At 62.9% G+C, this 15484-nt stretch carries 14 protein-coding genes; 12 read left to right on the top strand and 2 right to left on the bottom strand.

Annotated features, from left to right (window positions below; genetic code table 11):
* The first annotated feature begins 225 nt into the window (after nt 1–225).
* From gltB to FKL89_RS01040, 12 genes are all read left to right on the top strand, one after another.
* Nucleotides 226–4929: a glutamate synthase large subunit gene (gene gltB / locus FKL89_RS01095; protein WP_272953718.1), complete on the top strand. Its 4704-nt coding sequence runs from the start codon at nt 226–228 to the stop codon at nt 4927–4929.
* A 21-nt stretch (nt 4930–4950) separates the two neighbouring features.
* Nucleotides 4951–5202, top strand: coding sequence for a DUF1272 domain-containing protein (locus FKL89_RS01090; protein WP_156860881.1), 252 nt, complete (start codon nt 4951–4953; stop codon nt 5200–5202).
* Nucleotides 5203–5220: 18 nt separating this feature from the next.
* The gene (locus tag FKL89_RS01085; protein WP_156860880.1) at nt 5221–6702 is read left to right on the top strand and encodes a glutamate synthase subunit beta; all 1482 of its coding nucleotides are present in this window, start codon (nt 5221–5223) and stop codon (nt 6700–6702) included.
* 200 nt (nt 6703–6902) lie between these two features.
* Nucleotides 6903–7655, top strand: coding sequence for a pepsin/retropepsin-like aspartic protease family protein (locus FKL89_RS01080; protein ID WP_156860879.1), 753 nt, complete (start codon nt 6903–6905; stop codon nt 7653–7655).
* Nucleotides 7655–8728 (top strand): uroporphyrinogen decarboxylase, encoded by a 1074-nt coding sequence (gene hemE, locus FKL89_RS01075; protein ID WP_156860878.1) that lies wholly within the window; start codon nt 7655–7657, stop codon nt 8726–8728. The genes FKL89_RS01080 and hemE overlap by 1 nt, the downstream gene beginning before the upstream one ends.
* Nucleotides 8729–9066: 338 nt before the next feature.
* Nucleotides 9067–11250, top strand: coding sequence for a replication restart helicase PriA (priA, locus tag FKL89_RS01070; RefSeq protein ID WP_162527351.1), 2184 nt, complete (start codon nt 9067–9069; stop codon nt 11248–11250).
* 84 nt (nt 11251–11334) lie between these two features.
* Nucleotides 11335–11559: a MerR family transcriptional regulator gene (locus FKL89_RS01065; RefSeq protein ID WP_156860876.1), complete on the top strand. Its 225-nt coding sequence runs from the start codon at nt 11335–11337 to the stop codon at nt 11557–11559.
* Nucleotides 11559–11975, top strand: a complete 417-nt coding sequence (locus FKL89_RS01060; protein ID WP_156860875.1) for a PIN domain-containing protein — start codon at nt 11559–11561, stop codon at nt 11973–11975. The genes FKL89_RS01065 and FKL89_RS01060 overlap by 1 nt, the downstream gene beginning before the upstream one ends.
* A 210-nt stretch (nt 11976–12185) precedes the next feature.
* Complete coding sequence (locus FKL89_RS01055; protein WP_156860874.1) at nt 12186–13163, top strand: DMT family transporter; 978 nt, start codon at nt 12186–12188, stop codon at nt 13161–13163.
* A complete protein-coding gene (locus tag FKL89_RS01050; RefSeq protein ID WP_156860873.1) occupies nt 13160–13504 on the top strand; it encodes an antibiotic biosynthesis monooxygenase family protein in 345 nt (114 codons plus the stop codon). Before FKL89_RS01055 ends, FKL89_RS01050 begins: the two co-directional genes overlap by 4 nt.
* A 14-nt stretch (nt 13505–13518) precedes the next feature.
* A complete protein-coding gene (locus FKL89_RS01045; RefSeq protein ID WP_156860872.1) occupies nt 13519–13869 on the top strand; it encodes an NIPSNAP family protein in 351 nt (116 codons plus the stop codon).
* Entirely contained in the window at nt 13869–14573 is a 705-nt protein-coding gene (locus tag FKL89_RS01040) for an ArsR/SmtB family transcription factor (RefSeq protein WP_156860871.1), read from the top strand. The genes FKL89_RS01045 and FKL89_RS01040 overlap by 1 nt, the downstream gene beginning before the upstream one ends.
* Before the next feature lie 22 nt (nt 14574–14595).
* On the opposite strand, the gene FKL89_RS01035 is transcribed toward FKL89_RS01040, so the two are convergent.
* Together FKL89_RS01035 and FKL89_RS01030 are read right to left on the bottom strand one after the other, a co-directional pair.
* The gene (locus FKL89_RS01035) at nt 14596–15267 is read right to left on the bottom strand and encodes a DUF1345 domain-containing protein (RefSeq protein WP_156860870.1); all 672 of its coding nucleotides are present in this window, start codon (nt 15265–15267) and stop codon (nt 14596–14598) included.
* Nucleotides 15264–15446: a hypothetical protein gene (locus FKL89_RS01030; RefSeq protein WP_156860869.1), complete on the bottom strand. Its 183-nt coding sequence runs from the start codon at nt 15444–15446 to the stop codon at nt 15264–15266. Before FKL89_RS01030 ends, FKL89_RS01035 begins: the two co-directional genes overlap by 4 nt.
* Nucleotides 15447–15484 lie beyond the last annotated feature (38 nt).

The following is a 15484-nucleotide window of genomic DNA, read 5'->3' as shown; positions in this document are numbered from 1 at the left end:
TAACCGCAAGACAATGGCATGGTGCAAGCCCTACGTTGCCGACATCATCCCACACGGGCAGCAAAACAACATTACGCCGCATTGCAGCAATTTGGCTTTTTCGATAAACTATGCGGCCCGCGAATAAAACTATACCGTTTCAGCATCGACCGGTTTCAAACGAACCACGCCTCGCGGTGGGGAAGTTGCGTCGATCGCCTGCCTGAGTCTTTCTGGAGTGTCACAGTGGATATTGCAACCGAGGCGCCGCACAAGCCGGACGCACAGGGTCTCTACGACCCGAGGAATGAACATGACGCCTGCGGCATGGGCTTCGTCGCCAACATCAAGGGCCGCAAAAGTCACGACATTGTCGAAAAAGGGCTTCGCGTCCTCGAAAATCTGACTCACCGCGGCGCGGTTGGCGCAGACAAGTTGCAGGGCGATGGCGCCGGCATCCTGATCCAGATCCCCGATACCTTCTTCCGTCGCGAGTGCGGCAAGTTGAAGATCACCTTGCCTGCTGTCGGGCAATACGGCGTAGGCATGATTTTCCTGCCGCAGGAGCCAGCATCGCGCATGGCCTGTGAGCAGGAGATCGAGCGGGCCATTGCCGCCGAAGGGCAAGTGCTGCTCGGTTGGCGTGACGTGCCGGTCAACAACGACGGCCTCGGCGAAGGTGTGAAGGCCATTGAGCCGGTAATCCGCCAGATTTTCATCGGTCGCGGATCCAAGGACATGGATCAGGATGCGCTGGAACGCAAGCTCTACATCATCCGCAAGTCGAGCGGTCACGCCATCCAGGCGCTGAAGTTGCGCCACGGAAAGGAGTTCTACGTGCCGTCGATGTCGACGCGCACGATTGTTTACAAGGGCATGCTGCTGGCCGATCAGGTGGGCACCTTCTATCTTGACCTGCAAGACCCGATGCTGGTGTCGGCGCTGGCAATGGTGCATCAGCGCTTCTCGACCAACACCTTCCCGACCTGGGATCTGGCGCATCCGTTCCGCGTGGTCTGCCACAACGGGGAAATCAACACCCTGCGCGGCAACTGCAACTGGATTCGCGCCCGCGAGGGCGCCATCGCATCCACGGTGCTGGGTGACGATCTGCCGAAACTGTGGCCGTTGATTTACGACGGCCAGTCCGATACCGCGTCATTCGACAACTGCCTTGAGCTGCTCACCATGAGCGGCTATTCGCTGGCACACGCGGCCATGCTGATGATCCCCGAGGCCTGGGTGGGCAACGCGCTGATGGATGAAGACCGGCGCGCGTTCTACGAATACAACGCCGCCCTGATGGAGCCGTGGGATGGCCCCGCTGCAATGGCCTTCACCAATGGCCGCCAGATTGGTGCCACGCTGGACCGCAACGGCCTGCGCCCGGCGCGCTACGTGGTCACCGACGACGACATGATCGTGATGGCGTCCGAGGTCGGCGTGCTCGACATCCCCGAAGAGAAAATCGTCAAGAAGTGGCGCCTGCAGCCCGGCAAGATGCTGCTGCTCGATCTGGAGCAGGGCCGCATCGTTGACGACGAGGAACTGAAGCGCGAACTGGCCAGCGCCAAGCCGTATCGACAATGGATTGAAACCTCGCGGGTGTCGCTCGAAGATCTGCCAGAGCCGGCGCCCGCTGACAAATCGGCCGTTTCGTTGCTGGACCGTCAGCAAGCCTTTGGTTACACGCAGGAAGACCTCAAGGTCATTCTCGCGCCGATGGTGACCAATGGCGAAGAGCCGACCGGCTCAATGGGCAACGACGCTGCCCTGCCGGTGCTTTCGAACAAGGCCAAGCCGCTTTACAACTATTTCCGTCAGCTGTTCGCACAGGTGACCAATCCGCCGATCGACCCGATCCGCGAGGAACTGGTCATGTCGCTGGTCACTTTCATCGGCCCGCGCCCGAACCTGCTCGGCATTGACGCCACGTCGCCGCAACCGCGCCTGGAAGCGCAGCATCCGATTCTCACCAGCGAGAATATGGAGCGCATTCGTCACATCGAGCTGTTCTCCAGCGGCGCCTTCAAATCGAAGGAGCTGGACATCACGTATCCGGCCGCTTGGGGCAAACAGGGTGTCGAGGCCGCTGTGGCCAGCCTTTGTGCCGCTGCGGTGGACAACATCAAGCTCGGCTACAACATCCTGATCCTGTCCGATCGGGCGGTGGCGGCTGACCGGGTGCCGATCCCGGCCCTGCTGGCAACGTCGGCGGTGCACCAGCATCTGGTCACCACCGGGCTGCGCACATCCGCTGGTCTGGTGGTTGAAACCGGGTCGGCGCGGGAAGTGCATCACTTTGCGCTGCTCGGTGGCTACGGTGCCGAGGCAATTTACCCGTATCTCGCGCTGGAAACGCTCACCCAGCTGGGCGACATCGTGCCGCAGATCTCCAAGTACGAAAGCGAGAAGCGCTTCGTCAAGGCCATCTGCAAGGGGCTTAACAAGGTGATGTCCAAGATGGGCATCTCGACTTATCAGAGCTACTGCGGCGCGCAGATCTTCGAGTCGGTTGGTCTCAACTCGGCCTTCCTCGACAAATACTTCACCGGCACGCCCAGCGCCGTTGAAGGCATCGGCATCTTCGAGGTGGCCGAGGAGCAGATGCGCACCCATCGGGCCGCGTTTGGCAACGATCCGGTGCTGGCCGGCGCGCTGGATGCGGGCGGTGAGTACGCGCTACGCACGCGTGGCGAAGCGCACATGTGGACGCCTGAGTCGATCTCTAAACTGCAGCACGCCACCCGCGCCAACAACTTCAACACCTACAAGGAATACGCGGCGCTGATCAACAACCAGGCAGGGTCGCTGAAGACGCTGCGCGGTCTGTTCACCTTCAAGTTTGACCAGCGCACGGCGGTGCCACTGGAAGAAGTTGAGCCGGCAAAGGAAATCGTCAAGCGATTTGCTACTGGCGCCATGTCGCTGGGCTCGATCTCCACCGAGGCGCATGCCACGCTGGCGATCGCGATGAACCGCATTGGCGGCAAGTCAAACACCGGTGAGGGTGGCGAGGACGCCAAGCGCTACATCCCGCTGGCCAAGGGCGAGACGCTGCAGTCACGCCTCGGCAAGCATCGCGTCGAAGTCGATGTGCCGGTCAAGGATGGTGACGATCTGCGCTCGAAGATCAAGCAGGTGGCCTCGGGCCGTTTTGGTGTTACCGCCGAATACCTCGCCAGCGCTGACCAGATCCAGATCAAGATGGCGCAGGGCGCCAAGCCGGGCGAGGGCGGACAATTGCCCGGTCACAAGGTCAGCGAATACATCGCCCAGCTGCGCTTCTCGGTGCCGGGTGTTGGCCTGATTTCGCCGCCGCCGCACCATGACATCTACTCGATCGAAGACCTCGCGCAGCTCATCCACGACCTGAAGAACGCCAACCCGAAGGCCAGCATCAGCGTCAAGCTGGTCAGCGAAATTGGTGTCGGCACCGTCGCTGCCGGCGTCACCAAGTGCAAGGCCGATCACGTCGTGATCGCAGGGCACGACGGCGGCACCGGTGCGTCACCGGTGTCATCGATCAAACACGCCGGCACGCCGTGGGAACTGGGACTTGCCGAGACGCAGCAGACGCTGGTGCTCAACAAGTTGCGCAGCCGCATCCGCGTGCAGGCTGACGGCCAGATGAAGACCGGCCGTGACGTGGTGATCGGTGCGCTGCTCGGTGCCGATGAATTCGGCTTTGCCACTGCGCCGCTGGTGGTCGAAGGCTGCATCATGATGCGCAAATGCCACCTGAACACCTGCCCGGTGGGCGTGGCCACGCAAGACCCGGAACTGCGCAAGAAATTCACCGGCCAGCCGGAACATGTCGTTAACTATTTCTTCTTCGTCGCCGAGGAAGTGCGCGAGCTGATGGCCAAGCTCGGTGTGCGTACCTTCGACGAGCTGGTCGGCCACAGCGACTGGCTCGATATGCAGGCCGGTATCGAACACTGGAAGGCCAAGGGTCTCGACTTCAGCAAGGTCTTCTATTCGCCGAAGATGCCAGCCAACGTGGCGCGGCGTCACTGCGAGACTCAGGACCACGGCCTGGATCAGGCACTTGATCACCAGCTGATTGCGGGCGCCCAAGCCGCGCTCGAAGGCGGCAAACGTGTCGAGGTGCCAGCCACGATCAGCAACCGCAACCGCTCGGCGGGTGCGATGCTGTCCAACGCCGTCGCCGTGAAGTATGGTCACAACGGCTTGCCGGATGACACCATTCACGTACGCTTCAACGGTATTGCCGGGCAGAGTTTCGGTGCGTTCCTGGCACGTGGCATCACTTTCGAGATCGAAGGCGCCACCAACGACTACACCGGCAAGGGCTTGTCGGGCGGTCGCATCGTGGTCTATCCGGACGCCAAATGCCCGGCCAAAGCAGAGGACAACATCGTCGTCGGCAACACCGTGATGTACGGCGCCACTGAAGGCGAATCGTTCTTCCGCGGCGTCGCGGGTGAGCGCTTCTGCGTGCGCAATTCGGGCGCGACGGCAGTTGTTGAGGGTACCGGCGATCACGGCTGCGAGTACATGACCGGCGGCACTGTGGTGGTGCTCGGCAAGACTGGCCGCAACTTCGCGGCGGGTATGTCAGGCGGGCTCACCTATGTGTACGACCCGGTTGGCCAGTTCGCGAAGCACTGCAACATGGCGATGGTTGGGCTGGAGCCGGTGCTCTCCGAAATCGAGCAGACCGGCGTTGAGCAGGAACTGATCGCTCAGGGCAAGGGCCGCAAGCGTCATCTGGGCCTGAGCGACGAGGCGATCGTCAAAGGCCTGGTGGAGAAGCACCTGCGCTACACCGGCTCCACCGTGGCGCTGGCGATCATGGACGACTGGGCAACGCATCGCAAGCACTTCGTGAAGGTGTTCCCGCACGAGTACAAGCGCGCGCTGACCGACATGTACGCCGAATCGATCAAGTCGAAATCGGCCAGCCGCGAGACGGTCGCCAAGTAACCGCCCTAGACACAACCAGCCATGCTCGACATCCGTCCGAACTGCGAATGCTGCAACGCCGATTTGCCCAACGAATCGATGGATGCACGCATCTGCACGTTCGAGTGCACCTTCTGCGCACACTGCGCGGACGAGCGGCTGGCCAACGTTTGCCCGAACTGCGGCGGCGAGCTGGTGCGCCGGCCCCGCCGCCCGGCGTCGAAACTGGGGAAATATCCCCCGTCCATTGAGCGCATCTACAAACCCGATGGCTGCCTGCGGACGGCAGCCTGAACCGAAACGAGTCACACCGTGGGAAAAATCACCGGATTCATGGAATTTCAACGCCTGAGCGAAGCCGCTGAGGCACCGAAGTCCCGCATTGGTCACTATCGCGAATTCGTCGTCACGCTGAAGGACGATGAAGCCAAACAGCAGGGCGCGCGCTGCATGGACTGCGGCATCCCGTTCTGCCAGACCGGCTGCCCGATCAACAACATCATTCCCGACTGGAACGATCTTGTCTTTCGCGGCAACTACCGGCAGGCGCTCGACACGCTGCACAGCACCAACAACTTCCCCGAGTTCACCGGTCGCGTCTGCCCGGCGCCCTGCGAGGCAGCGTGCACGCTGAACATCAACAACGACGCCGTTGGCATCAAGTCGATCGAGCACTTCATCGTCGACAAGGGCTGGGAAGAAGGCTGGATTGCGCCGCAGGTGGCCAGCACGAAGACCGGCAAGAAAGTCGCTGTCGTCGGCTCCGGGCCGGCAGGGCTCGCAGCAGCACAGCAGCTCGCGCGCGTCGGGCATGCCGTGACCGTGTTCGAGAAGTCCAGCCGCATCGGTGGCCTGCTGCGCTACGGCATCCCGGATTTCAAGATGGAGAAGTCGCACATCGATCGCCGTGTCGCGCAGATGCAGGACGAAGGGGTGGTGTTCCGGACCGGGGTGATGATCACCGACGCCAAACTGCCTGTGGGCGTGGGCAACGACGCCGCCGAGACGATCTCGCCGGCTGCACTGCAAGCCGAATTTGACGCCGTGGTTCTCGCCGGCGGCGCGGAGCACCCGCGTGATCTGCCGGTGCCTGGCCGCGAACTTTCCGGCGTGCACTACGCGATGGAGTTCCTGCCGCTGCAAAACAAGGTGAACGCGGGCGACAAGATCGACGTGATTTCGGCCAAAGGCAAGCACGTCGTCGTGATCGGCGGCGGCGACACTGGCAGCGACTGCGTCGGCACCTCCAACCGCCACGGCGCGGCCAGCGTGACGCAGTTCGAACTGATGCCGCAACCGCCGGAGAAGGAAAACAAGCCGATGGTGTGGCCGAATTGGCCGCTGAAGATGCGCACCTCGTCGAGCCACGAAGAAGGCGCCTCGCGCGACTGGTCGGTCACGACCAAGGCGCTGGTCGGCAAGGATGGCAAGGTGACCGGCCTCAAGGCCGCGCGCGTCGAGTGGAAAGACGGCAAGATGACCGAGGTGCCGGGCAGCGAGTGGGAGATGAAGGCCGATCTTGTGCTGCTGGCGATGGGCTTTGTGCATCCGGTTGCTGGTGTTCTGGAGGCCTTCGGCGTCGAGCGCGACCATCGTGGCAACGCCAAGGCGCACACCGACGAAGGCCACGCCCAAGGCGCGCCGATGGCGTACGAGACCAACGTGGCGAAAGTATTCGCGGCTGGTGACATGCGCCGTGGCCAGTCGCTGGTGGTGTGGGCGATCCGCGAAGGACGCCAGTGCGCCCGCGCGGTGGACGCTTTCCTGATGGGTTCATCGACGCTGCCGCGATAGGCTGGCGGGTATGCGGCTTTGGTCTGAATGCCGCACGCGAATTGGGCATTCAGGCCGAATTCATTGAATGTCGATAAATTCGATTTTGACGCTTTAAGCCCCGTTCGGATGGGCTTTTCTACAAAAAGCTGATCTCGCTGGAACGTCAGGCGTTGCGGCGGGTCAACCGCGTCTCAGCGCCACGTATTAGCATGCGATCCATGATTTCCCGCCTGTTCCCCGGCGCCGCTTTTATGCGGCGTTCAGTACTTGTGTTGCCGCTGCTGGCGGCCTTCGCGTTGCCGCTGCCGTCGTCGGCGACCACCCTGCAGCTGAAGTCGGTCAATGCCCGGACGGGCGCGCAGTTCGTCATTGACGGTGAGCGTCGCGATGCCCGACTGGGGCTCTTCACCGACGAAGGGTTGCTGCTCGAAAAGGTGCGTGACGACGGCGCCCAGTTCAAGTTCAATGGCCTCCCTTACGCGATGCGGGTCGGCGAGATCGCCGTAGTGGACTCGCAGACGCAGGGCCTCATTACCCATCAGATCAAGGCGGATCAGAAGAACAAGTACATGACACCGGTGCTGCTCAACGGCGGCAACGTGCTGGGCGAGGTCGATCGCGCCGCCGACATTACGGTGATCCCGGTTGCCGATGCCGACCGCCTGAACCTGCCGTACAAGGACAAAAAGGTGCAGACGCACCGCACGCCGAAGCAGACGATCATCGAGACCAAGGACGGCAAGGAGATCAAGACCGTGGTCGAACCGAAGGACAAGGACGGCAAGCCCGCCACTTACCGGACTTGGGTGTTGCCCCTCAATTCCATCCGCATCGGCACGGTCGATGTTTACGGTGTCACTGCCATCGTCAGCGAGAAACCCGGCCTGACCAACACGGTGGTCGGTCGCGACTTCCTCAAGCGCGTCGCGCCGTCCTGGTCCAACCGCACGCTTACGCTGGTCCGTCGCTAATGCCTTTCAAGAACGATCTCTTCCTCCGCGCCTTCACCGACGAGGTGCTGCCGCGCCCGCCGATCTGGTTGATGCGGCAAGCCGGGCGCTACCTGCCCGAGTACCGCGCTACCCGTGCCAGGGCGGGCAGCTTTCTCGATCTCTGCCATTCGCCGTCGTTCTGCGCCGAAGTGCTGTTGCAGCCGCTCGACCGCTACGACCTCGACGCGGCGATTCTGTTTTCCGACATCCTGACGGTGCCCGATGCGATGGGCCTCGGACTCTCGTTCGGTGTTGGCGAAGGGCCCAGGTTCGCCCATCCGCTGCGCGATGAGGCTGCAGTGAAGGCGCTGGCAGTGCCCGACATGGTGAGGCTGCAATACGTGTTCGACGCTGTCGCCGAGTGCAAGCGCGCGTTGACCAGCAATGGCGTGCAGCGGGTGCCGCTGATCGGGTTCTCCGGCAGCCCGTTCACGCTTGCTTGTTACATGATCGAAGGCGGCGGCTCGGGCGACGGCTTCCCGATCACCCGGCGCATGCTGCTGTCGCGCCCCGATCTCTTCCAGCGGGTACTCGACATCAACGTCGATGCTGTCACCGCGTACTTGCGCGGGCAAGTGCAGGCCGGCGCCGATGCGCTGATGCTGTTCGACACCTGGGGCGGCGTACTGGCGCCGAGGTTGTACCGCGACTATTCGCTGGCGCCCATGCAGCGGATCGTGGCACGCCTGAACGCAGAGTTCCCGTCGCTGCCGGTGATCATGTTCAGTCGTGGCGCGGCGCACAGCTTCGATGCCATGGCGGCGCGCCCGGCGGGCGCTGCCGGTGCCCCGCTCGGTCTGGGTGTGGACTGGCAGAGCGATCTCGCCAGCGCCCGCGCGGCGGTTGGTCCCGGGGTGACGTTGCAGGGCAATTTCGATCCGCTGCTGCTCACCACCGATGAGGCAACCATCCGCCGCGAGCTTGCCGCTGCATTGGCTGGCTTTGACCCGCGGCGTCGCTACATCGCCAACCTCGGCCACGGCATTACGCCAGACGCCGACCCGGCGCTGGTGGGTTTCCTGGTCAACGAGCTGCGCACATTGCCGGTCTGACAAACGGTTCAAACGGGTCGCATCCTGGCTTGACAAGTCGGTCAAAAGACGCTCCACCGCGCCAGTTATGCACAAAAGTGTCCGTTCTGTGACGAGTGAGTATGCGCCCCGGCTGAAAGCCGCGAAAAACCACCTAAGTTGTTGATTTATCGGGTTGTTTCGAGGTCGCCACAGAATCGTGCAAGAACCCGACAACCGCATTCACACGCGCTTTGCGGGCAAGTAGGGCAGAAATGCTCACAAATTTATCCACAGGCGTTGGGGACGAATAATTGACGTCTGTAAAGATGCCGAAGACGCTGGACATCAATGGAGAGCAAGCACTTACACGGATCACCGTGGAAGTTCCCCTCGCCATTGATCAGGTTGGCCGCGCGCTGGATTACACCGTCGCCGACCGCGAAGTCGAGCTGAATGGCTGCGTCGAAGTAACCGTCGGCGTGCGGCCCTATGCGGCGTTGGTTACCGCCGTGCACGGCGAGCTCACGGGCGAGGGTGACGTTGGCAAGTTGAAGCCAGTGCGCCGCGTGCTTAGTGGCGCACTACCCACGGCACTGGTCACGCTGGCGCAATTTGTGGCTGACTACTATCAGGTGCCGTTTGGCATGGCGGCAGGGCTCATCACACCGGCCGATGCGGCGCCAGCGCCAGACCCCACTGGCTGGGCACTGACGAGCGGAGGACGTGCCCACGTGGCTGGCATCCCGCCACACCATCGCGCGCAGCGGGCGCTGGCTGCGCTTTTCACGCCGCGCACCAGTTACGCGATCAACGTGGCAGCGACGGATGAACTGTCGGCCACGCAGCGGCGCCTGCTGCGTGACTGGCATCAGGCCGGCTGGCTGGTGCCGGTCTTTGCGCAGCCGCAACCGACGCTGGTGCTGCCGCAGTTGCCCGAGTTCACGCCCGCGCAGCGTGACGCCGCCGACGCGTTGCGCGCGCGCGCAACTGCGTTCTCGGTGTCGTTGCTGCACGGCGTCACTGGTAGCGGCAAAACCGAGGTCTATCTCGATTTGGTCGCCTCGGTGCTCAACGCAGGCAAGCAGGTGCTGCTGCTAGTGCCGGAGATCAACCTCACGCCGCAGTTGATCGACCGCGTGCTGAAGGCGTTGCCCGGCGTCGCCACTGCCGTGCTGCACTCCAAGCTCGCGGCGGGCGAACGCAATCGCGCCTGGCATCGCGTGCATTCGGGCGAGGCGCGGCTGATCATCGGCACCCGGCTCGCGGTGTTTGCGCCCGCTACCAATCTCGGGTTGATCGTGATCGACGAAGAGCACGACGGCTCGTACAAGCAGAACGAATCGCCGCGCTATCACGCCCGCGACGTGGCCATCGTGCGCGCCAAGCAGGCCGACATTCCTGTCGTGCTGGCCAGCGCCACACCAAGCCTGGAGACCTGGCGCAACGTGCGTTACGCTGCTGCACAGGGTGCGCGCGGCGATGCCTATCAATACATCGCCTTGCGTGAGCGCGCGACGGCGGCCGCGCCGTCATCACTGCGACTCGTACCTGCGCGCGGTCGTCGCGTGAAAGCCGGGTTGTCGGAAACGCTCGCTGACGGCATCGCAGCACGTCTCAAACGCGGCGAGCAAAGCCTCGTGCTGGTCAACCGCCGTGGCTTTGCGCCTGCGCTGTATTGCCCGCACTGCGGCTGGAGCGCACCGTGCAAGCGCTGCGATGCCAAGATGACCTTGCATCAGACCACGCGCTCATTACGCTGCCATCACTGCGGCGCGCAGTCCGGTGTGCCGTCTAAATGCCCCGCCTGTGGCCACCCGGAGCTGGTTGGCGCAGGTGTCGGCACGCAAAAGCTCGAAGCCGCGCTGATCGAAGCTTTCCCGGACGCGCGCATCGCTCGTGCCGACACCGATTCGCTCTCGGGCAAGCACGCGTGGCGCGAGTTGTACGAGCGCATCCTCGCGCGCGAGGTGGACATCGTGGTCGGCACCCAGATGCTCGCCAAGGGCCACGACTTTCCGGCGCTGACGCTGGTCGGAGTCGTCGATGCCGATCGCGCGCTGTTCTCCACCGACTTTCGTGCGCAGGAAGATTTGTTTGCGCTGCTGACTCAGGTTGCCGGCCGCGCTGGCCGTCACGCACTGCCCGGCGAAGTGATGATTCAGACCGAGTTCCCCGATCATCCGGTGTTTCACGCCCTGCTCGCGGGTGACTACGAGGGCTTCGCCGAACAGACACTCGCCAGCCGCGAAGCCATCGGCCTGCCACCCGCTACCCGCATGGCGCTGGTGCGCGCTGAATCGAAGGATGCGCAGGCGGTCGCCGACTTCTTCACGCAGGCGCACGCCGTCTTGCGCGAAGCGCTCGGCGATGAAGGCGAAGTGTTCGCGCCACAACCCGCGCCGCTCGCCCGCAAGGCGGACTTCACGCGCTGGTCAATGACCGCGGTCGCCGTCAAGGTGCGCCCGCTGGCCGAGGCGCTGCTCACACTACGACAGGCGATGCAGGCGGCAAAGCCGAAGGTGCGCTGGGCGGTGGATGTGGATCCTTATGACTTCGGATGACGAGCGGCGACACTCAGGTCTATTGTTGACAACGCATTACTTCACACGTATTATGTGTGCACGTAAACAGTGTGACTGATAATTATGGCTAATTTGACCCTTTCTGCAGACGACGACGACACGGCGCGCGCGCGGGCAGCGGCCCAGGCGATGGGTACCAGCCTGAATCAGTTGGTCCGCGACTACATCGCACAGCTTGCGGGCGCCCATCAACGCGCGATCGAAGCGGATGAATATCTGCGCGAGGCCGGTCGTGGCAATTCCGGTGGCTGGGCATTTGATCGAGACGCATTGCAGCGCAACGTGTAATGCTCGCTTTTTTTGACACCAACGTCGCCGTCTACGCTGATGACGGAGCCTTCCCCGAAAAGCAACGCATCGCCGCGAACCTGATTGCTGAACACTACCGCAACGGCACTGGCGTCGTTTCCACACAGGTGATGCAGGAGTATTACAACGCTGCCACACGGAAGCTGCGATTGGAGCCCGAATTGGCGGTTCGCCGTCTACGGTTTTTCGCGCGAATGCAGGTCGTGAACGCTACGCCACAACTCATCCTTGAGGCCACCGATGTTCATCGTTTGAACCGCATCTCGTTTTGGGACGCGATGATTGTCCAATCAGCGAAGATCAGTGGGTGCAATACGTTGTATAGCGAAGACCTCAATGCTGGCCAAAGCATCATTGGCGTCACGATAGTCAATCCGTTTGCAGGCGTCGCGTAATGGTCGGTGCACGAGCCGCTACCGCGCACGGAGCCGCCAGGAAGACGCTGAAGCAAGGGCGCCTGTCTACCGGTTGAGCCGCCTGACGACCAACGACAGCTTCAGTGAGTGGCAGCGATTCTCTCGTTGATCAACACTTCGATCCGCGTCGAAACATTTGCTTGTCTGGCGGCCTAGACTGAGCACTTTGTAGCCCAGTCCATCGCCCGCATGACCTCGCAGCCTCTGCAAAGCCCCGCCCCCGAATACGCGCTACTCGCCCTGCTCGCTGCGTTCTGGGGCTCGTCCTATCTGCTGATCAAACTGGCGCTGGCGACCATTCCGCCGGTCACCCTGATCGCAATCAGGGTGACGATTGCGTCGCTGTTCCTGCTGGCAATCATGCGCCTGCGCAGCGAGCGCCTGCCGCGCGGTGCGCGTGACTGGCGCCTGCTGTTCGTGCAGTCACTGCTTAACAGCAGCCTGGCGTGGCTGGTGCTTGCGTGGGGTCAGCAATACGTGCCCAGTGGCACGGCGGGCGTACTCAATTCCACCTCACCACTGTTCGTGTTACTGATTGGCATGGTGATGGCACTGTGGTCACGCCTGCGTGGCACGGCCGCAGGCAGCGGTAGCGCCAGCACGTCGCGCAAGACGATCGGTGTAGCGCTCGGACTGGTCGGTGTAGTGCTGGTGATTGGTGTGGATGCCTTGCGCGGCATCGGCCAGCAGACACTGGCGCAAGTGGCGGTGCTGTTCGGTGCATTTCTGTACGCCTGCGCTGCACTTAGCGGCAAACGGCTCGCCCACCTGTCGTCGCTGACCACCGCCTGCGGAACCATGCTGTGCGCCGCAGCGACACTGCTGCCGTTGAGCCTGGCCGTCGATCATCCGTGGGCACTGGTGCCGTCGGCCACTTCGCTGGTTGCCGCAGTCACGCTTGGCATTCTGTGCACCGGCGTGGCGCTGATCATCTACTTCCGTCTGATCAAAACGCTGGGCGCAATGGGCGTGGCGAGCCAGAGCTATTTGCGCGCCGGGGTCAGCGTGCTGCTCGGCTTCCTGATCCTTGGCGAGCAGCCACCGCCGTCGGTTTTAATTGGTCTGGTCATCACAATCACCGGCGTCGCGCTGATCAACTGGCCCGCCCGGCCAGCGCCGTACGACGATCGAACCACAACAGCAAAGACTGAGAGGGCTACATCGTGATCGCCGTCATCTTCGAAGTGCTGCCCGTAGCGGGCGCTACCGATACTTATTTCGACCTTGCAGGTCGGCTCAAACCCGCGCTTGAAACCATTGATGGATTCATCAGCGTCGAGCGTTTTGAGAGCGTGACGCAGCCGGGCAAATTCCTGTCACTGTCGTTCTGGCGCGACGAGGCTGCCGTCGCGGCGTGGCGCAACACCCCGCCACATCGGCAGGCCCAAAACGCCGGTCGGCATGGCGTGTTCGCAGGTTATCGACTGCGTGTGGCACAGGTGCTGCGCGACTACGGACTCGACGACCGTGAGCAGGCGCCCGCTGACTCGCGCAACCACCATCAATAGCCCGGAATCTCGCCATGCCCTCCATCACTTGCTTCATCCGCTATCAGCTTGACCCTTTCCAGCTGGATGCATTCCGCACTTACGCCGAAAACTGGGGGCGCATCATTCCGCGCTGCGGTGGCAATCTGCTCGGCTACTTCGTGCCCCATGAGGGTACCAACGACATCGCGTGGGGGCTCATTTCGTTCGACTCGCTTTCCGCCTACGAGAACTATCGCGCCCGGCTCAAGAGCGACGACGAAGGCAGGCAAAACTTTGCCATGGCGCAGCAGATGAAGTTCATCCTGCGTGAGGAGCGCACTTTCCTGCGCGGCGTCGAGGGCACCTTGCATCAGCCAGCGCTTTCCACGCCACGTGCCGACTGATGGCCACAACCGCCGAACCGCGCTTTGCCCGCATCGCGGCGCTGCTCGCCGACCCGTCGCGGGCGCGCATGCTGGCGCTGCTGCTGGCGGGTGAAGCCCGCTCTGCGGGAGAGCTGGCGCGCGCTGTCGGCATCACTCCGCAGACAGCCAGCACGCATCTCGCCGCGCTGCGCGATGCCGGCCTGGTGGCGCAGCGAACGCAGGGAAGACATCGCTACTTTTCGCTGGCCGACGGTGACGTGGCGCACATGCTGGAGACCTTGTCGCTGGTCGCCGAGCGTGATGAGGTGTCCACGCGATGGAGACGCCCCGACCGGCAGCCATTGAAGCACGCGCGCAGTTGCTATTGCCATCTCGCCGGAGAGCTGGGCGTGCAATTGCGCGATGCGCTGCTGGCCCGGCAAGTTCTGGTGGCGAACGAACGCGGCGAATTCTCGCTCGGGCGCGGTGCGGGCGCATGGCTGCAAGCGGCGCATTTTGACGACGCTGCAATACAGCGCACTCAGCGTGACACCGTCCGCCCCCGCTTCGCCTACGCCTGCATGGACTGGTCCGAGCGACGTGAGCACCTGGCCGGTGCTTTGCCGAAGGCGCTGCTGTCGCAATTCATCGCCACCGGGTGGTTGCAACGGGTGGGCACGACGCGAGCACTGGTTGAGACGCCGGCCGGCATACGGCATTTACTGCCATTGATCCGCGCCTAGCGGGAATTGACTCAGCGTTTCCCTAAATCAACCCGGCCGCAACGTTGATCGTCAGCGCCAGCAGCGTGGTGTTGAACACGAAAGCCAGCACGCAATGCAGCAAGCCGACCCGTCGCATGCGGCGCGAAGCGAAGGCCACGTCCGCCGTCTGGCCGGACGTGCCAATCACGCAGGACACATACAGAAAGTCGAAGTAGTCCGGCGCCTCGGTGCCGGGGAACAACAGCGACGGCGACTTCGCCGAATGCTGCAACTGGTACTCGTGGGCATAGTGCAGGGCAAAAATCGTCTGCACAAACAGCCACGCCGTGAACACGGTCAGCGCCGCCAGACCCACATGTCCGGCCTTCGATGCGCCGTGGGTTTCTTTCGCGTAGGACAGTTGAACTGCAATGGCCAGCAGCACCACCACCATGGTCACGCTGACCAGCAACAGGATGGTGTTGCGCCCCTCGTCCTCGCGCTCTGCCTGCGAGCGGATGCGTGCGGCGTCGGCGCCATACATCATCAGCAACACCAGTATCAGGTAAAGCAGTGCGCCTGCATTCCACCCGATCAGCGCCCGCGTGATCCATTCCGACACCAGCGTTATCGGCAACAGCAGCCCAACGATTACGCCGAACACCAGTGCCGACCACAACCGTGGCCGGGCGTGCAGATGGCGGAGTGGTGCGGGGCGTCTACCGTTTGTCACACCGCAATCATGCCGTAAATCACACCGCGCGCCATCCAGTCCACCGGAAAATACGGCTCGTCGCGACCGTCAAACTGGGAGTAAAACCACCGCCGCTGCGGCTTGGGCGCACGGTACGCCTTCATCACCCAGCGGTTCTCGGCGTCAAAGGCGGTGGCGTAGCGGTCCGGACCTCCCACCTTCAGAGGGTCGTAGTATTTTTGGCCGAGGTGGAGAC

The sequence above is a fragment of the Casimicrobium huifangae genome, from assembly GCF_009746125.1.
GTDB lineage: Bacteria > Pseudomonadota > Gammaproteobacteria > Burkholderiales > Casimicrobiaceae > Casimicrobium > Casimicrobium huifangae.
Note: the sequence above shows the minus strand (reverse complement) of the source record. Positions and strands in the feature narration are given on the sequence as shown.